The organism is Pontibacillus sp. HMF3514, assembly GCF_009858175.1.
GTDB lineage: Bacteria > Bacillota > Bacilli > Bacillales > BH030062 > Pontibacillus.
The window spans coordinates 1,976,377-1,995,381 of sequence record NZ_CP047393.1 but is presented as its reverse complement, the minus strand read 5'-3'; the positions used below and the strand labels follow the sequence as shown (position 1 = coordinate 1,995,381).

Annotated in this window: 19 protein-coding genes; 14 read left to right on the top strand and 5 right to left on the bottom strand. The window is 37.8% G+C overall.

Going from position 1 to position 19,005, the window contains the following annotated elements; all coding sequences use genetic code 11:
- The first annotated feature begins 43 nt into the window (after nt 1-43).
- From GS400_RS10255 to GS400_RS10245, 3 genes are read left to right on the top strand one after another with little or no spacing between them, the layout of a single operon-like run.
- Nucleotides 44-856, top strand: a complete 813-nt coding sequence (locus tag GS400_RS10255; protein WP_160101453.1) for a fumarylacetoacetate hydrolase family protein — start codon at nt 44-46, stop codon at nt 854-856.
- Nucleotides 831-1,586, top strand: a complete 756-nt coding sequence (locus GS400_RS10250) for a fumarylacetoacetate hydrolase family protein (protein WP_160101451.1) — start codon at nt 831-833, stop codon at nt 1,584-1,586. The genes GS400_RS10255 and GS400_RS10250 overlap by 26 nt, the downstream gene beginning before the upstream one ends.
- A gap of 20 nt (nt 1,587-1,606) precedes the next feature.
- Nucleotides 1,607-1,987 carry a 5-carboxymethyl-2-hydroxymuconate Delta-isomerase gene (locus GS400_RS10245; RefSeq protein WP_160101449.1) on the top strand — a complete coding sequence of 127 codons (381 nt, stop codon included), beginning with the start codon at nt 1,607-1,609 and terminating at the stop codon, nt 1,985-1,987.
- Between the two features lies 1 nt (nt 1,988).
- Here GS400_RS10245 and GS400_RS10240 read toward each other — a convergent pair whose 3' ends face one another.
- Nucleotides 1,989-2,888 carry a LysR family transcriptional regulator gene (locus GS400_RS10240; RefSeq protein ID WP_160101447.1) on the bottom strand — a complete coding sequence of 300 codons (900 nt, stop codon included), beginning with the start codon at nt 2,886-2,888 and terminating at the stop codon, nt 1,989-1,991.
- A gap of 175 nt (nt 2,889-3,063) precedes the next feature.
- Between GS400_RS10240 and hpaI the strand changes: the two genes are divergently transcribed.
- The 5 genes from hpaI (at nt 3,064) to GS400_RS10215 (ending at nt 10,459) form a co-directional block, all read left to right on the top strand.
- Nucleotides 3,064-3,990 (top strand): 2,4-dihydroxyhept-2-ene-1,7-dioic acid aldolase, encoded by a 927-nt coding sequence (gene hpaI, locus GS400_RS10235; protein WP_160101445.1) that lies wholly within the window; start codon nt 3,064-3,066, stop codon nt 3,988-3,990.
- Between the two features lie 32 nt (nt 3,991-4,022).
- Nucleotides 4,023-5,537 carry a 5-carboxymethyl-2-hydroxymuconate semialdehyde dehydrogenase gene (gene hpaE / locus GS400_RS10230; protein ID WP_160101443.1) on the top strand — a complete coding sequence of 505 codons (1,515 nt, stop codon included), beginning with the start codon at nt 4,023-4,025 and terminating at the stop codon, nt 5,535-5,537.
- 21 nt (nt 5,538-5,558) lie between these two features.
- Nucleotides 5,559-7,034, top strand: coding sequence for a 4-hydroxyphenylacetate 3-monooxygenase, oxygenase component (hpaB, locus tag GS400_RS10225; protein WP_160101441.1), 1,476 nt, complete (start codon nt 5,559-5,561; stop codon nt 7,032-7,034).
- 14 nt (nt 7,035-7,048) lie between these two features.
- Nucleotides 7,049-8,032, top strand: a complete 984-nt coding sequence (hpaD, locus tag GS400_RS10220) for a 3,4-dihydroxyphenylacetate 2,3-dioxygenase (RefSeq protein WP_160101439.1) — start codon at nt 7,049-7,051, stop codon at nt 8,030-8,032.
- Nucleotides 8,033-8,152: 120 nt separating this feature from the next.
- On the top strand, nt 8,153-10,459 hold the full coding sequence (locus tag GS400_RS10215) for a YcdB/YcdC domain-containing protein (protein ID WP_160101437.1): 2,307 nt from the start codon (nt 8,153-8,155) through the stop codon (nt 10,457-10,459).
- A 44-nt stretch (nt 10,460-10,503) separates the two neighbouring features.
- Here the strand turns inward: GS400_RS10215 and GS400_RS10210 are convergent, their stop codons facing one another.
- Nucleotides 10,504-10,950 carry a YaiI/YqxD family protein gene (locus GS400_RS10210; RefSeq protein ID WP_160101435.1) on the bottom strand — a complete coding sequence of 149 codons (447 nt, stop codon included), beginning with the start codon at nt 10,948-10,950 and terminating at the stop codon, nt 10,504-10,506.
- 25 nt (nt 10,951-10,975) lie between these two features.
- Nucleotides 10,976-12,187 (bottom strand): MFS transporter, encoded by a 1,212-nt coding sequence (locus GS400_RS10205; RefSeq protein ID WP_201450150.1) that lies wholly within the window; start codon nt 12,185-12,187, stop codon nt 10,976-10,978.
- Between the two features lie 179 nt (nt 12,188-12,366).
- On the opposite strand from GS400_RS10205, the gene GS400_RS10200 reads away from it, so the two are divergent.
- Nucleotides 12,367-13,362, top strand: coding sequence for an LLM class flavin-dependent oxidoreductase (locus GS400_RS10200; protein WP_160101433.1), 996 nt, complete (start codon nt 12,367-12,369; stop codon nt 13,360-13,362).
- 57 nt (nt 13,363-13,419) lie between these two features.
- On the opposite strand, the gene GS400_RS10195 is transcribed toward GS400_RS10200, so the two are convergent.
- Both GS400_RS10195 and GS400_RS10190 read right to left on the bottom strand, forming a co-directional pair.
- Entirely contained in the window at nt 13,420-13,827 is a 408-nt protein-coding gene (locus GS400_RS10195; RefSeq protein ID WP_160104581.1) for a VOC family protein, read from the bottom strand.
- A gap of 29 nt (nt 13,828-13,856) precedes the next feature.
- Entirely contained in the window at nt 13,857-14,927 is a 1,071-nt protein-coding gene (locus GS400_RS10190; RefSeq protein ID WP_160101431.1) for a DUF3900 domain-containing protein, read from the bottom strand.
- A gap of 132 nt (nt 14,928-15,059) precedes the next feature.
- On the opposite strand from GS400_RS10190, the gene GS400_RS10185 reads away from it, so the two are divergent.
- The 5 genes from GS400_RS10185 to GS400_RS10165 all read left to right on the top strand — a co-directional run bounded on the left by GS400_RS10185 (nt 15,060) and on the right by GS400_RS10165 (nt 18,909).
- Complete coding sequence (locus GS400_RS10185) at nt 15,060-15,497, top strand: ferritin-like domain-containing protein (protein WP_160101429.1); 438 nt, start codon at nt 15,060-15,062, stop codon at nt 15,495-15,497.
- A gap of 84 nt (nt 15,498-15,581) precedes the next feature.
- Nucleotides 15,582-15,779, top strand: coding sequence for a hypothetical protein (locus tag GS400_RS10180; protein ID WP_160101427.1), 198 nt, complete (start codon nt 15,582-15,584; stop codon nt 15,777-15,779).
- A gap of 118 nt (nt 15,780-15,897) precedes the next feature.
- Nucleotides 15,898-16,893 (top strand): zinc-binding dehydrogenase, encoded by a 996-nt coding sequence (locus GS400_RS10175; RefSeq protein ID WP_160101425.1) that lies wholly within the window; start codon nt 15,898-15,900, stop codon nt 16,891-16,893.
- 111 nt (nt 16,894-17,004) lie between these two features.
- Complete coding sequence (locus GS400_RS10170) at nt 17,005-18,099, top strand: PRK06851 family protein (protein ID WP_160101423.1); 1,095 nt, start codon at nt 17,005-17,007, stop codon at nt 18,097-18,099.
- Between the two features lie 126 nt (nt 18,100-18,225).
- On the top strand, nt 18,226-18,909 hold the full coding sequence (locus tag GS400_RS10165; protein ID WP_236561217.1) for a Crp/Fnr family transcriptional regulator: 684 nt from the start codon (nt 18,226-18,228) through the stop codon (nt 18,907-18,909).
- Nucleotides 18,910-19,005 lie beyond the last annotated feature (96 nt).

Sequence of the window (19,005 nt, the reverse complement as noted above, 5' to 3'; positions counted from 1 at the left end):
AAACAAGAGTGTATCTTTTTATTTTTAGAAAGAGGTGTTGCAAATGAGCCAGGTGAAATTGCACCTATCAGGCCAGAAAAAACCAACTGAAGCAACCCTTCAATCAGATAACAAGATTGAAGTGAATGGAGCTACTTATTCCCAAAATGATTTACATTTAGATGCTCCTATAGATGGTACAATCTATGGAGTTCTTCTAAATTATAAAGGAGCCATAGAAGAGTTAGGAAACCAGATGTATGAACCCCCACATAAACAACCTCCACAAGCTCCGATTCTTTATATTAAACCAGCGAATACAATTAATGCATCAAAACGCGCTGTTCCAATGCCAATTGGTGAAAATCAATTGGAAGTTGGAGCTTCTTTAGGGATCGTTATTGGCAAAACAGCATGTAATGTGACGGAAGCAAATGCTATGGACTATGTTCAAGGCTATACTATTGCCAATGATATTTCGATCCCTCATGAAAGCGTTTACCGACCAGCTGTTAAACATAAGGCACGTGATGGGTTTTGTCCTGTCGGGCCTTGGGTGGTCGAAAAAGAGTCGATTAAAAACCCAGATGAATGTAAACTACAAGTCTATGTAAATGGTGAACTGCGTCAGGAAAACTCAACTACGAATCTAGTTCGTTCTATCCCAAAATTGATACAAGACATCACAGAATTTATGACATTGAATGAAGGGGATTTGCTCTTAACTGGAGTTCCGGAAAATGCTCCAATAGTGGAGATTGGAGATCATGTGAAAATCTCAGTAGAAGGTATTGGAGTACTTGAAAATACAATTAAAAGTGAACGTGATTGGATGTTAGGAGGGGTTTCAAATGAAACGAGCTCGAGTCGTATATAAAGGTTCAATCTATAAAGCAGAAGAGCAAAAAGGGAACATTAAGTTACATAATGGGCTTTTTGTCTCTGAGAATGATATAGAATGGCTACCACCTATTGAGCCAGGAACTGTATTTGCATTAGGGTTAAACTACTCTGATCATGCTAATGAACTTTCTTTTAAAGCGCCTGAAGAGCCACTCGTTTTCCTTAAGGGCCCAAATACCTTTACAGGTCATCGTAGCCAAACACACCGACCTTCTGATGTAACACATATGCATTATGAATGTGAATTAGGTGTTGTCATAGGTAAACAAGCTCGAAACGTAAAAAGAGCTGATGCTTATGACTATGTAGCAGGCTATACAATAGGTAATGACTATGCATTTCGTGATTATCTAGAAAACTATTATCGTCCTAACTTACGTGTAAAGAACAGGGATCATAGTACACCGCTAGGACCTTGGTTTGTAGATGCATCTGATATTGTTGATCCAATGAACCTACAAATTCGAACGTATGTAAATGGAGAAATGACACAAGAAGGCTCTACTAAGGATATGGTTTTTGGAATCCCATCTTTAATCGAATACTTAAGTGGATTTATGACATTAAACCCTGGGGATATGATTTTGACTGGAACTCCAAAAGGGACAGTCGACACAAAAGTAGGGGATGAGGTTGTTACAGAGATTGAAGGGATTGGCTCCCTTCATAACACAATCATTGGAGACGATGAGTTTATCTATTAAATGGGGGGAGGAGAACATAGATGCCTCATATCATTGTAGAGTACACAGATAATATTAAACACGAAGCTGAAATAGCCACATTGTTACAGAAATTAAATGAAGTTCTTGTTTCAAAACCAGATATCTTCCCAGTAGGAGGGATTCGTTCAAGAGCTATAGAACTTCATGATTATGTCATAGCAGATGGAAAGGAAGACGATGCATTTGTTCACATTACAATAAAAATTGGTAGTGGACGAACTGATGAACAAAAAAAAGAAACGTTAGACGAACTGTTTGAAGCTACTAAAGATCACTTCCAACCGATGTTCGACAAACGTTATTTAGCATTATCATTAGAATGGTTTGAATTTGAGAATAAGACTTATAAGCACAACAACATCCACACTAGATATAAATAAGTTATGGACTTACAAGTGATTCAGTCTGAAAAGATTCTATAAAACGTGTGGCATGTTTGGATAAATGACGATCTTTTAACCAAATGACCGCTGACTCCGATTGAATCATGGTATCTTCTAGTTCTAAAACTTTTAATCCGTAAGCGGGAAAAGCTTTTAAAGTAGACTGTGGGAGCAAGGTTGCTCCTACACCTGCTTTAACCAAAGATAATAACATAGCTGCATCTGCACATTCACAGATAACATTTGGCTGTAAGTTATGCTGAGCGAAATGATCTAGCACAAGCTCATACAAGCCAAGCTCACCAACACCAGCCCGGTGAAGAAGCATTAATGGTAAATCTGCTAACTGATCCATACTAATCTTTTCCTGTCCAGATACTCCCCACTCATCCGACACAACAGCCACGAAGTTATCATTCGGCAAAGGATAAGATGAGAATTCACTCATATCTAAAGGCTTCCTCACGATAGCTAGTTCAATATCACGATCTTTTAAGTATTGAGCTAAACGGAAAGAATCTCCCTCAATCAACTTAAATGACACATTGGGGTATTGATTGCGAAATTGCTTCATTCTCTCAGGAATATAGCAAAAACATGTCTTTACTGACCCAATCGATAAAACACCACGCAAGCCTTCACCTGTTTCTGTTACCTCTGTAAACGTATCATTTACCTTATATAAAATTTCCTTCGATCGATTATAAAGTACGTGTCCAGCTTCCGTGAGCTTTAACTCACGACCATGTCTCTCAAATAGAGAAACACCTAATTCTTGTTCAAGTAATTTTAATTGTTGACTTAATGGGGGCTGGGCCATATATAGCTTTTTAGCAGCTCGTGTAATTTGTCCTTCCTCAGCAATTGTTGCAAAGTAATGGAGTTGTTTAACGTCCATTATTTGAACCTCCTCATCTATATGATTTACATATGGATTCCAAACGTTTTGTATATTTTTCATATATATTACCACAAGATACAATAAAATCGTAGGATATTTCTGATAATTCGGAAAAGTATCCTGGGGAGTAGTTAAAGTAGAATATTAATAATACACATAAAGGAGTGTCGGTATGGCAGACTTGCAAGCAGCAAAAGAAAAGCTAAGAGGATCAATTGCCCCTATTATAACCCCATTCAAAGAAGATGGTTCCATTGATTATTCAATATTTGAGCAGTTGATTGATTGGCACATTCATAGTGGTACTCATGCTATTTCAGTTACAGGAACAACAGGTGAACCTAGTTCCTTAACTGTAGAAGAGAGAGTAGAGGTTATGAAAATAGCTTCTAAAACCATAGATCAACGTGTTCCATTTGTACCTGGAACAGGCTCTACCAATCATGAAGAAACGATGTACTTAACGAAAAAAGCAGAAGATATCGGAGCAGATGCTGCTCTTGTTATTGTCCCTTATTACAACAAACCTTCACAGCACGCATTATATAAACATTTTAAACGTGTCGCGGATTCAGTAGACCTGCCGATTATTATTTATAATATTCCAGGTCGTACAGCCACAAATCTCCACGTAGAAACACTTGCAAAGCTCAGCAAAGACTGTCCAAATATTATCGGTGTTAAAGAATCTAATAAAGACTTCGAGCACGTGAATCGAGTTCTGTTAAATTGCGGTAGAGACTTCTTGCTTTACTCAGGGATAGAACTATTATGCTACCCTATGCTTGCCATTGGTGGAGCAGGACATATTAGCGCTACAGCCAATGTTGTCCCAAGTAAAGTTGCAGAAATCTATGATGCTTGGAAAGAGGGCGATGTGAAGCGTGCACAAGATCTTCACTATGAGCTCATGCCTTTAAATGATGTCTTATTTAAAGATACAAACCCAGCGCCATTAAAAGCCGCATTAGGTATGATGGGAAGAATCGAACCTGTTCTTCGTCTGCCAATGGATGTCCCAACTAAAGCAATTCAAGATGAAATTCGTAACGTACTACGAGACTATGTTGACCTTCCAGATGAGGTAACAGCTAAATAAGTGCGAAATTAGTAAAGAAAGGAGCCTATACATTGAGTAACAAAACAGAACAAGAAAAGGGAGTCGCCGCTCACCGTAAATTAGATAATATCCAGTTATATATCAATGGTGAATTCGTAGATGGTCAAGCGGGTGAAACCTTCGAGAACATTAATCCTTTTACGAATGAGGTAACGAATTACGTAGCTGAAGGACGCAAAGAAGACATGCAGGAAGCAATTTATGCTGCTCAAAAGGCGTTTCGTAAGGGTCCTTGGGGCAAAATGAAAGTAAAAGATCGTATGGAGTATATTCATCGTCTTGCTGACTTAATCGATGAAGAAGTAGACGAAATAGCTGTAATGGAATCTTTAGATACAGGACTACCAATCCATCAAACTCGAAAAATGGTATCCCGGGCAGCTGAAAACTTCCGATTCTATTCTCGTATGGTTCAATCCAAACTTCACGGAGAATCGTATCCAGTAGATGATGAGTTTATCAACTACACCGTTTATAAGCCACTAGGACCTGTTGGGCTTATTACGCCTTGGAATGCACCATTTATGCTTGAAACTTGGAAGGTAGCACCTGCTCTTGCTACAGGGAATACGGTGATCCTAAAACCAGCCGAATTGTCTCCGCTTACTGCAAATAAATTAGCTGAATTAGCAGATAAAGCTGAAATGCCACCAGGCGTATTTAATGTCGTTCATGGGTTTGGGGAAACTGCTGGGGCAGAACTTGTTTCTAACCCAATTGTGGAAGCGATTTCATTTACTGGAGAAACCGTTACTGGCTCTACCATTATTAAGAATGCAGCGGACTCCTTAAAGAAAACATCCATGGAGTTAGGTGGGAAATCACCACTTATTGTCTTTGATGATGCGGACTTTGAGCGTGCTCTAGACGCTGCTGTTTGGGGGATTTTCTCCTTTAATGGTGAGCGTTGTACAGCAAACTCAAGAGTTTTCGTTCACAAGAACATTAAAGATGACTTTGTAAAAGCTCTACGAGAACGAGTAACCAAAGTGAAAATTGGTGACCCGATGGATTCTTCCACCCAGCTTGGGCCTCTTATCCATAGAGAGCATTATGACAAAGTGACGGGTTATATTGAGTTAGCGAAAGAAGAAGGATGTGAAGTTGTCCAAGGTACTGTCCCTGAAGAAGTAAGTGCAGGAAACTTTGTGCCAGCTACATTACTCTTAAATGCAAAAAATAACATGCGTGTTTCTCAAGAAGAAATCTTTGGTCCAGTGATGTCTGTGATTGAATTCGAATCAGAAGAAGAAGTCATTGAAGCTGCAAATGACGTTAAATATGGATTAGCAGGCTATGTATGGACAAATGACATCAAGAAAGGTCATCGCGTAGCAAATGCAGTTGAGGCAGGCATGATCTGGATTAATGCACAAAATGTACGTGACTTACGTACTCCATTTGGTGGTATGAAAGGAAGCGGAATTGGTCGTGAAGGCGGTCATTACGCATTTGAATTCTATACAGAGCCTAAAATCATTCATGTGGCGATGGGAGATCATTATATCCCGCAGTTTGGAAAGTAATCTTAAAGGAGAGGTGAAAATATGCCAGCAAAAACAGGTCAAGAATATATCGATCGTTTAAAGAAAGCCAATAATAATGTCTACATTCACGGGGAACGTGTAGATGATGTTACAGAACATCCAGATTTTAAAAATGTAATTCAATCTATGGCTCATCTATATGATCTTCAATATGAAAAGAAGGATAAAATGCTCTACAAGTCTCCTACAACAGGTGACTTAGTTGGAAAGACTTTCATGCAGCCGACTTCTGTAGAAGAGATTATTGAACGTCGAGAAGCAATTCAGGAATGGGCTCATACATCAGGTGGTATGATGGGACGTTCTCCAGACTACCTAAATGCAGAGGTTATGGCTATGGGGATGAACAATGGTCTTTTTGCTGAATCAGACCCAATGTTCGCTGAAAATGCACGGAAATACTATGAGTATGCACGGGAAAACGATATTTCCTTAACCCATACGCTTATTCATCCTCAGGTAAACCGTGCTAAAGCTCAACACGAGCAAAAGGACGCAAATGTTGCTCTACACTTAGTGGAGAAAAATAAAGAAGGGATCATTGTAGATGGTGTACGTCTTTTAGCAACACAAGGTGGTATCACAGACGAGATTCTTGTCTTCCCATCCACAGTAAAACGTTCCGGTGAAAAAGATGATCCATATTCTTTAGCTTTTGCTATTCCAAATAACACTCCTGGATTGAAATTCATTTGCCGTGAATCCTTTGATCAAGGTAAAAGCAAGTGGGATCATCCATTGTCTTCTCGATTTGAAGAAGGAGATGCCATCGTAACCTTTGACCAAGTGTTTGTACCTTGGGAACGAGTATTTGTATGTGAAGATTCAGCTATATGTAACCGTACTTTTGGTGAGACAAACGCTGTTGTACACATGGCACATCAGGTTGTTTCTAAGAACATTGTTAAAACTGAGTTCTTACTTGGTGTCGCTTTGAATATGATGGATGCAATTGGGATCGATCAGTTCCAGCATGTTAAAGATAAAGGAACTGAAATCATGTTAGCTTTAGAGACGATGAAATCTCATCTTTATAGAGCTGAGCACAATGCAACATTAGATGAAAGTGGAACAATGACACCAGATTTTGCTCCATTAGATGCTGCTCGAAACTGGTATCCTAGAATCTATCCTAGATTAACAGAAATCATCCGTATCCTTGGCGCATCAGGATTAATGGGGATCCCTACAGAAGCTGACTTCTCCCACGAGGAGATCGGTCCAATTCTACACAGAGCACTTCAAGGCAAAAATCTTGAAGGATATGAACGTGTACAGCTATTCCGTCTAGCATGGGATATGACATTAAGCTCGTTTGGTAGCCGTCAAATGCACTATGAATACTACTTCTTCGGAGATCCAATTAAAATGGGCATGACCTATTTTGATAAATATGAAAAAGATTCCTATAAACAGCTAGTAGAAAATTTCTTGGCTAAATCGAATTCTGAAAAGCCTAGTTTTGAAAAAGTCTAAGGGGGAAGAAATCCATGGATTTTAACATTATTCGTGCTGCTCGAGCAGTGCTTCATGTTCAAGATTTAGAGGCCTCACGTAAGTTTTATGTAGATGCTTTAGGCTTTATCGAAACAGAGAGTGATGATCAGCATATTTATCTTCGAGGTTTAGAGGAACATAACCATCATAGTCTTGTATTGAAAAAAGAAAAGGAACCTGGTATTGAAGTGATCAGTTATAAGGTTCAATCCGATGGCGATTTAGAAATACTAGCTAAATTTTTCGATGACAAAGGCTTAAAGACCAAATGGGTAGAAGAAGGTAAACAAAAAGCAATGGGGAGAACGCTTCGAATTCAGGATGTTTCCGGTTTACCTGTTGAGTTTTTCGCTAAAATGGACGTTGTTGAGCGTATGCTTCAGCGCTATGACCTGTATAAGGGAGCTCGAGTACAACGAATTGACCACTTCAACTGTATGGTTGAGGATGTTCAAAAAGCATATGATTTTTATATTAATGAGCTCGGCTTCGCTTGCTCAGAATATACATCTGCAGAGGATAATCAAATTTGGGCTGCATGGTTGCACCGTAAACCAAGTGTACATGATGTTGCATTTATGAATGGTAATGGTCCAAGACTTCATCACATAGGCTTTTGGCTAGGTGAACCTATGAGTCTCATTCACACATGTGACGTATTAGCCTCTATGGGTTATACAGCTAGCATTGAACGAGGACCTGGGCGACATGGGTTATCTAATGCATTCTTCTTGTATTTAAGAGATCCAGACGGTCATAGAATTGAGTTATATAATGGGGATTACTTAACTAGTGATCCAGACTTCGAGCCCATTCGTTGGGATATCAATGATAAGCGTCGTCAAACATTCTGGGGGCACGAAGCACCTGATTGCTGGTTTAACGAAGCATCCCATGTATTAGATATCGATTCTGGAAAACCGATTGAAATTCGTGAACCAAAATTAAAGAAACGTAAGCCAACTTTTGTTATATAAACTAATGGAGAGCATGCACATAAAGTGTATGCTCTTTTTATTTGAAAACAAGAAAATATTGAAACTTTTTCCTTTTCAACGCGTATGTTAAATATAGTAAACAAAAAGGGAGAGTAGATTATGACATATCGTATTAAAAAATGGGGGAAGCTTGGAGTTATCACATTGGTACCTATATTGAGCTTATCCTTATTAGGACAACCAGCTTATGCAGAAACATCCGATTCAAAACAACAACAAGAGCCTATACATAATGTAGCCAATCCAGAGAACGTGAAATTTAGTAAAGAACAAGCTATTGAAAGAGTTAAAGAGTTGTTTCCAATTTTAGAAAAGGGAGAAGTTGAATCTGTACAGTTAGGACAAACGAACCGATATCCGATACCTAAAAATCAAATGGTGTGGGAAATTGACTGGAGATACGCTATTGAAAATAGTAGTCATGGCTTTTCAAGTAAAGTAGATGCTATGACAGGGGATATCCTAAACGTTCATATTCCTTCAATTCTTACAAGTGATCAACCAGCCTATTATCCTCCTAAAGTGACGAGGGAGGAAGCGAAGGAATTGGCAAAACAAATCATCAAAAAAGCCGCTCCAAATCATACGTATGATGCACTTCTAACTGGCGAAATGCCTTATTATACAAATGATCCTTTGTTCGGCCCGATTGCCTATCATTTTAGTTTTCAACCAGAGGTTAACGGAGTGCCATCTCCAAATGAGCGTTATCATGTTGAAATTTCAGGTAATGGAGATTTAGAAAGTTTCAATGTACCATCTGATTCTTATGAATATCCTTCTCCTAATACGGAACGATCTTTATCTGAAGCTACCAAACGATTTAAAGAAGATTTAAATCTTCAATTAAGTTATATAACGGAGCGTATAAACCAGGAAGAATCTAAAGTATATTTAGGGTGGAAGCCCAACCATGAAGGTTCTTCAGAAGTTATAGATGCTAAAACTGGTGAGTATCTCCAAGCAAATGGAGATCCACTTGATGTTAAACAGTCCACCTTCAAAGAAATACCAGAAGGTGAAAAAGTCTTTGAAGCAGTGGAACCTATAAAAGGTGAACGCATTACGGCAGAACAAGCAGCAAATGTCGTCACAAATGCTGTAAATATTCCTGAAGGGAAACAACTCCAAAGAACTTCACTAAGAGAAGATGGTTCTTGGAATTACAAAAAGCCTGTATGGCATTTAACATGGATGGAGCCAGGAGCTTTTGGGTATGAAAATGAAGTTCGAGCTTATGTAGATGCTAAAACAGGACAACTAGTTGAAGTAACAACTCGTTCACTTCGCCCTGGAACAAATTCAATAGAGATTGATGAAGAGGAATCCCTTACAAAGGAAGAAATAACCCAACTTGCTCTTTCTAAAATTCAATCGCTATATCCAAATGCAACGGAAGAATTAAAGTGGAAACTGAATAAAGAAGCTAGCCTTTATTCAAGTCATGAAAACGTGGTTTCTTTCCAATTTCAACGCTATCTAAATGATATTCCAGTTCAAAATGATAGAGTTACAATGACTTATTCCCTCGATGGTGAACTAATTCATTATAATGTTCAGCAAACGCCACAACTAGAAGAAAAAGTCAGTGAACTGCAAGCAACAATTTCAAAGGGTGAGGCTAGGGAAACCTATTTGAAACATTTAAAGGCCGAACTTCAGTATAACCTTTTCCGTGAAGGGATCGGTGAAGATGGTACGGAACAAATTGATATGAAGCTTGTTTACAAAAGAACATTACAGGATGTTCCTCATCAGTATGTCGTTTTAGATGCCGAAACTGGTAAATGGAGATCACTCTATCGTAATAATGGAGTAGAGCAAACATATAATCAGCCTACAAATCTAAATGGTCACTGGGCTAAAGACGAACTAATGACATTGGCAAAACATAAAATTCTCCAAGTAAATGATGCAGGTGAAATAAATCCAAGTGATACAATCACATATGGTAAGTGGCTTCAAATGATATCAAAAGCCATCGAACCAAATTACAAACTTTATATGGAACGGAATATAGATCAAGAAGAAAGTATAAACAAAGAAAATGAGTTTTATGCAGCTCTTATGTTTGCAGATGGAAGAGAATGGCTAGACGAGGAGATTAGTCAAATCCCTGTTGAAAAAGTACTTACACGCGAACAACTAGCAGAGTCTGTCGTAAACATCCTTCAATATGATAAGATAGCCACCTTTATGAATCAGGAATCGAAATTTTCAGATATAACGAATAGTTCTAATAAAGGAGCTATTCATGTTGTTCAAACACTTGGCATTATGCAAGGAAACCATGGAAAGTTCTACCCTAATGCCAGTGTAACAAAAGCAGAAGCCGCAGTTGTTATGATGAGGATGGTTAAGCTTCAGGATAAATTAGATCAAGAAATAAGAGATGAACGTTATTAAAAAGCTATAAAAAATGCTTCGAGCTTAAGTGGCTCGAAGCATTTTTAGTTCTCGTCAACTAATACCTCTTTGAAGACTTTTAAAAACTGCTCTCTGTCATCAGAAGTAAAGGGTTTAGGACCTTTTGTTTTTTCTCCGGCTCTTCTGGCTTTTGCACTTTCATGACGAGTTTGAAGAAGCTGATCGATATTGGACTGTGAAAATATGAAACCTTTATGATGAAGTACTTTGCAGCCTTTACCTAAACCAAGTGCTGCGAGACCGTAATCTTGTGTTACGATCAGATCTCCTTTTTCAGCAAGTTTCATGATACGGTAGTCAGCCGCATCCGCACCAGTATCTACATGAACTGTTTCAACACCAGGTGGATCAGGTTCAAGAGAGAAGTGCGAAAAGCTCTTCACCAGGACAACAGGAATTTCTGCTTTTTGTGCTTCTTCTATAATGATATCTTTTACAGGACAGGCATCAGCATCAACATAAACTTTCATATATCTTTCTCCTTCTATATTTCCTTTACGTTTTTAATACATCTCTTAGTGAAACAAGTGTGTAAAATGATGCCAATAAAGGAAATAAAGCTGTTATTCCTATGCTCCATTGTACACTTAAAAGGTCAGCAATACTACCTGCCAATAGCGCACCTATTGCATAACCGCTATCTCGCCAAAAACGATAAATCCCAAGAGAAGTAGCTCTTGTCTGAGTTGATGCAACATCACTAATAGAAGCAATAAGAGTCGGATATACCATTGCAGTTCCAAGTCCTAAAGTGATAGAAGCTACTAGCCAAAAGCCAAACCCGCTTCCAAAAGTGATTCCTATAAGTGCTAATGCTTGAATGAACATACCCGAAGTAATGAGAATTTTTCGTCCTATTCGATCACTTAGTGGCCCTGTAATGAGCTGAAAGATTCCCCAAGTTGCGGGGTATATGGCAATAATTAGACTAATCTGTCCAGCTGACAATCCAGTGTTTATGAAAAATAAAGGGAATAGCCCCCAAGCCATACCGTCCTTAAGGTTTGTTGTTAAACCTGCAAAACTAACACTTGATAAGTGACGATTTTTAAAAGACGTATTTAAGAATACATTCTTAAATGGCTCATTTTCTTTCTTATCATCTGACGTATTCTTGCTCACTAATGATGATGTATCTGGCACAATAAAGGAAAGAATTAGTCCGATTAATACGATTACAAAACCAATTAAAAATGGCTCAGGTCTTGGTGAATACACGGAAGCTAAATAACCTGTTATGAATGCAAAGAGGGCAACACCTACATACCCTGCAAATTCATTTAATCCTACTGCAAGTCCTCTTTGATGGGAAGAGGATAAATCGATCTTCATATTTACGGTCATGGACCAGGTTAATCCCTGATTAATACCGAGAAGAACGTTAGAAAAAATAATGACCCACCAAGCAGGTGCAGTAATTATTAATAATGGAACAAATGCACCTACGATCCATCCTGCTATCAAAACGTTCTTTCTACCAAAACGATCAGCAAGACTTCCTGCAGCAAAGTTCATTAGAGCTTTAGAAAAGCCAAAAGTGATAATAAAAGAGAGCGTGGCTGAGGTTGATGTTAAACCAAATTCATCTTCACCAATAATGGGAAGAACTGTACGTTCAAGGCCAACCATAGAGCCAACAAATAAGTTTGTAAAGACTAACAATATAAAGGGTGTTAGGTTTCGTTTGATGCCTGTTTGTTGTAACATTATAAATTACCTTCCTATACGGGTATATGTATATATAAAGTAACAATATTGATAGGTTAATTCAAATAATTAATCTTTACAAAGGAAAAGTGTTTATGCATCAAATGATCATGAGATTGGAATAAAGTCTAATTTTTAATGTAGTATATAGATGCAGATCACATTAAAGGAGAGCTACCATGAAGTTAAGTGTTTTAGATCAATCTCCCATTTCTAAAGGACAAACAGCAGAAGAAGCTATAAATCAATCCTTAGAATTAGCTCGTTTGACTGAACAGCTTGGATACCATCGTTATTGGGTAGCTGAGCATCATAATACGAATGGTCTTGCAAGTACGTCACCAGAGATATTAATTTCACGTATTGCTTCTGAAACTAAACGAATTCGAGTCGGGTCAGGAGGGGTACTTTTACCACAATATAGTCCATTAAAGGTAGCAGAAAACTTTAAAATGCTAGAGGCCTTATTTCCAGGAAGAATAGATCTAGGTCTTGGTCGTTCGCCAGGGGGTTCTCAACAAACTCGATTAGCACTCACTGATGGTCTTTCGAAGACATTAAGTGCTTTTTCAAGACAAGTAAAAGAAATACATGGGTACTTATACGACACTCTTCCAGAAGACCATGCTTACAAAGGGGTACTGGCAACACCTCGAACGAAGAATAATCCAGAAACTTGGGTTCTTGGCATAACAGGAAGAGGGGCAAAACATGCTGCTATAAACGGGACTGGTTTCACATTTGGCCATTTTATTAATCCAGACCAAGCTGAACAATCTATAAAAACCTATTTGAACCATTTTAGGCCTTCAGAAGCACGTAGAGAGCCAGCCATTAATGCCTGTGTATTTGTTGTATGTGCCGAAACGAAAGAAGAAGCGGAAACATTAGCTTTAAGTCAAGACAAGTGGCTTTTACAGGTTGAAAAGGGTATTGATACACGTGTTCCTTCAATTGAAGAAGTAAAAGGGCAGACGTTTTCATCTAGAGAGTTTGAGAAAGTGAAGAACAACAGACGACGAGCCATTATTGGTACACCTGAGGATGTTTATGAAGAACTAAAATCCTTAAGTGATAAGTATAAGACAGATGAGTTTTTCATTATTACGAACATCTATGATTATGAAGCGAAGAAGAAGTCTTATGAATTATTAGCTCATATTGCAAATTTATAAATACCAAAAAAATGAAAGCCTAAACCTTGAATTTGACTGGTTTAGGCTTTCGTTTAGTTAAAAGTCTTTTTTATTTTGATCAGGATAATCACATAACTCTATAATTGTACCCTCTGTATCAGCAGGGTTTATATAGATTAATCTACGACCATGGATATTTGTTCTCCGTGTATCTTCAAGGAAACGAATACCTTCCCCTTTAAGTTCTGAGATCGCTTCATCTAGTTCAGGAACTTTATAGGCAATATGATGAACACCTTTTCCTTTTTGTTGAATGAAGCGGTGGATGGGGGATGTTTTGCTAGTGGGTCTTAGCAATTCTACTCTAGAACCATCAATATCGATGATCGTTATATGGGTCTCAACACCAGGTGCTTCACTAGTATATTCATCTACAACTACGCCACCTAGTATGTTTGTATAAAATGATACTGCTTCTTCCATTTGGCGTACAGCGATCCCCATATGGTCAAATTGTTTATGCGCTAATTGCTTCAATACGAACGCTCCTTGTTCATAATGTGGTTCATGATGTCTTGTAATTCATTCGGCTTTTGAAACTCAATTGGAGAGACGCCTTTATCAAATTGAATAAAGTCAGATTCAATTAAAAGAACGTAACGGCCATTGACTTTAGCTAAATGAATATCCTCACCATAATCAGCGAGTTTCCCTTTTACGGTTGTTTCACCAATTTTCATGTTCAATTCAATCTCTGGATTCTCTTCTACCATTTGGCTTGTAGCTTCAACTACTTGTTCTGTAGTGAGACGTTCTTTTAACTCTCGTTTTTCACTTGCTTCCCATATTTCAAGGTCTTCTTCAAATTGTTTTAATTCTTCACTATCTTCCTCAAACGTTTCCTGGACATGCTCTTGTACCATACTTTTCACTTGCGTTTTTTGAATCTCAGGCATGGACTCTCCATATGCTACGAACTTTAAGAAATCCTCAAAGTAGCGGGCATGTGAAGCCTGATGGATTTTTAACTCATTCGGCTCAAGCATCCCTTTTTCAGGCATATACGGATATTGAATGGATTTCATATTCTTTGTAGTGATCGCCATTTCCACAGAACGGATTAAGGTAGATTCATCTGAAATAGAGGCAACTTTTGGTTCAAAATCACATTTCAGCAAGAAAATAAAGGGTTCGTCAAAATACTTCTCCAATGTAGCTGAAATCACAAGAAATGCTCCACCACGTATGGCACTCGCATCCACATAAGCATCAACAAACATTTCAGAAACCTGATAAAATTCTTCTTTGGATTGTGCAACTTGTGCTCTTCGGAAAACATTATAATTTGGGTTAGAGTCCAACTCGTGTCCAGGTTCAACAATGAAATGCCCCAGTTTAGTAGGTACCTGTTCAGACCTTGGATGACGTTCCACTTTTCGGTTTACAATCTTCTTTAATTCACCATCTAAAAATTCTTTAAGAGCACTGTCACTGTACTCTTCATAGTCCATCGTTTGGAAGTGTTTATATTGTTTATGTAGATCGTCACCTTTTCCATCTACTTGGATAACGTAAAAGGAAACGTAATTCATTCGAAACTCCATATACTCACCCTCATCTATCTATTCAATTCTTTAAGTATAGTTAACACAGAAGAACTCGTCAATCTAAGGGAAAACATAAAGTCTAAGTATCACCATATAATGTATTAATAGCATGAGATGGAGGGATGAGGGGTGTATTATCCATACTATTATCAACCAAAGGATCGTCAAAATCAGCAACTAATACGAAACATTGAACAGGCTATAAATGGAGAATATAGCGCAATTCAATGTTATAAAGTTTTAATTGATCAGGCAGATTCTAAAGCGGATAAAGAGCATATAAGGGAAATTCGCAAAGATGAAAGAAACCATTTTCATCAATTCACGCAAATTTATATGAATTTAACTGGTCGCCAACCCACTCCTAAGCAAATTGAAGAGTGTCCGAAGACATATCGGAGAGGACTGGAAGTAGCCTTTAAGGATGAACAAAAAACTGCCGATTTTTATCTGGATATTGCAGATCAAGCAACAGAACCCTATATCCAATCAACATTTCGACGAGCAGCTGCAGATGAACAGAACCATGCAGTCTGGTTTTTATATTTTTTAACACGTAATCGTTAAACGAGATATCTTAAAGTTTTCACATAATACAAAGGGTAAATATGTTACAATCGGTCTAGATCAATGCTTAAAGGAGTACTTGCTATGAACTTGGACCTGTTATTACCTTATACCACTTCTGGTGCCATGCTTATTGGTATATTGTTTTCACTTATCTATGCTATATATATGAAAAAGAAAGAAAACATGAGTTGGCTCGTTTTCTTCCTTACCTTCAGTGCTGGAGGAATTTCAGCAGCTTTTGGTGTATCGATTTTGAGTATATTTGATATATTAAAGTAAGTTATTGATAAACGCTCATCCACTGTGAGCGTTTTTTATTTGGTTAAATACTATTCCTTGTTACAATTAACGATAATATGTAATAGCTAAACACTATCGAGTGTAAGGAGAGGTTTTAATGAAAGCAATTATACATAAAGGAAAAGTTGGTTTAGAGGGTTTACGTTTTGGAGAAATCGATGAACCTGTTGTGGATTCTAAAGGTGTGAAGGTTAAATTAAAAGCTGTTGGAATGAATCGACGTGACCTTGCTGTTACATCAAGACATAAAACGGATGATCCTGATTTGATCTTGGGTTCAGATGGAGCAGGAATTATCGAAGAAGTCGGAAGTGAAGTAACCCGTTTTAAAGTAGGAGACGAAGTGGTCATCAATCCAGGGTTAGGCTGGAAAGAAAAGAGTGACGCTCCTCCTAAAGGGTTTGAAATTGTGGGGTTACCTGATCATGGTACATTTGCAGAGTACTACGTCTCATCTGAGGATTACATCGAGAAAAAACCACAATTTCTCTCATGGGAAGAAGCGGCAGTACTTCCTTTAGCTGCTCTTACTGCCTATCGTGTCTTATTCTCTCGTGCCAGAATAACAAAAGAGGATACAGTGATGTTACCTGGTATAGGAAGTGGCGTGTTAACCTTTGCTCTTAAGTTTGCCAAAGCAATAGGCTCCAGAGTGATCGTCTCTTCTCGTAGTAAAGAAAAACAACGAGAAGCTTTACAGTTAGGTGCAGATTTAGCTATTGATACAGAGTCTAACTGGAATGAAGAGCTTGCAGGTGAGTCAATTGATGTCCTTGTAGAAAGTGTTGGACAAGCTACGTTCGATAAATCATTAGGCATTATTCGAAGAGGTGGAACGATTGTTACATTTGGTGCTACCACAGATGATAAAGTGGAGATCGATATACGTAAGTTCTTCTATGGTCAATATAATTTATTAGGATCAACTATGGGGAGCCGAGAAGAGTTTCAAGACATGCTTCACTTTGTTGAGGAGAACAAGATTACACCTGAAATAGATAAAATGTTCCCTATGTCTGACTATGAAGAAGCATTCAGCTATATTCGCGACTCTAAAAACTTCGGTAAGATTGGGTTTAAAATTTCTTACTAAAACGTTCAAATTAAGGAGTACGTATAAAATATGTGCTTCTTTTTTAGATAGGCAAACACCCTTTTTTAATCCTTACATATTATAGTGGTAACGAGATGAAAGGGTGATAGGATGACTGGAAGAATACGTAACTATTATGCAGGTGGTAATACAGCTAAAGGTTTCTATAGTCTTTTTGACTCCGCTCTAGAAGGGTTAGAAAGGTTGTATATACTTAAAGGTGGGCCAGGTACAGGGAAGTCGACATTAATGAAATCAATTGGAGAAACGTTTGCAGATAAAGGCGTGAATATCGAATATCTTCATTGCGCTTCAGATAATGGATCGGTTGATGGAGTGATACTAACCGATTATAAAATTGGGGTTGTAGATGGTACTGCACCACATATTATTGAACCTAAGGCCCCTGGTGTCATTGAAGAGTATATAAATCTTGGAGTTGCCTGGGAGTCTGAAAAGCTTTCCTTACACAAAGATGATATTTTGGATTTGAATAAAAAAATTTCAGATACGTATGAAACAGCTTATGACATGTTTGCCGCTTCTCTAAGTGCACATGATGAAATCGAGGATGTTTATATTTCGAACATGGATTTTGCAAAAGCAAATCAATTAACAGAACAACTTACAGAACGCATTTTCGGTCATAAACAATTGGAGAAAGAACCTTCCATTCGTCATCGCTTTCTTGGTGCAGCCACACCAAATGGTGCCGTAGATTTTATTCAAAACTTAACAGAAGACATAGACAAACGGTTTTTCATTAAAGGTCGTGCAGGCTCTGGAAAGTCAACTATGCTTAAGAAAATTGCTGCTGCAGGAGAGAGCAAGGGTTTTGATGTTGAGGTGTATCATTGTGGGTTTGATCCTAATAGCTTGGATATGTTGATTATTCGTGAACAGAGCATAGCTATATTTGATTCAACAGCGCCTCATGAGTACTTTCCTGAACGGGATAATGATGAGATCGTGGATATGTATGAGCGGTGCATAACACCTGGCACAGATGAAACGTATGCAAAAGAAATTGAGAGAACAACCAAAGCATACAAAGATAAAATGGAAGAAGCTATCTCTTATTTATCAGAGGTTAAATCCTTAAGAGATGAACTTGAATCCTACTACATTGGTGCTGTCGATTTTTCAATAGTTAATGAAATACGGGATGATTTGATTGACAAAATACAAAATTGGGTTGCTCGATAAGGAACGAATCATAAAGAAGTGCTCTTTTTAGAGCACTTCTTTTATAATTCGTCTATTTTGATTCATAACTCATATAGAAAAACAATACTATCGAGTGGTACACTGTTATCGAAGGGGCGAGATGGAATGACAGAAAGGATTCAGGTATTAAAACAAGTCCCGTTATTTGCAGAATTAAATGAAGAGGACTTAATTGCATTACAAGATATCACGTTAAAACATACATATCATAAGAAAGAATACGTTTTTATGGAAGGGGAAGAACGAGAGGCTGTTTTCTTTATCCATTCAGGTACCATAAAAACCTTTAAAGTTGACCCCGAAGGTAAAGAACAAATCATTAATTTTCTTCAGGCAGGGGATATGTTTCCCCATGTAGGATTTTTTGAGGAAACACCCTACCCAGCAACATCTGAAGTGATGTCTGAAGCGGTATTATTTATGATACGCATAGATGATTTTAATCAATTCATGTTAAATCATCCTGAAATCGCTATGAAAGTGATGAAGATATTAGGCCAGAAAATCTCTGTTTTAACACAACGAATTCAAGAGATGAACTCACAAAATGTGCAACATCGTGTAGTCTATGCATTAATTCGTTTAGGGCAAGAATCAGGACAATTAGATAAAGAAGAGATCTATATTGATATGCCGATCACGAATCAGGATGTTGCTAACATCGTTGGTTCTTCAAGAGAAACAATCAATCGAGTACTAAATCATTTAAAAAAGCTAGACCTAATTCAAGTCAGTCGGAAAGGGATTTATATAAAAGATATAAACCAACTGAAAGAACATGTACGTTAAGTAGATAAAAGAGCCAAGGACGTCTTTACGGTATCCTTGGCTCTTTTTAGAAATGTACACAAACCTGTCACAGCAAATGTTATTTACATCACATTT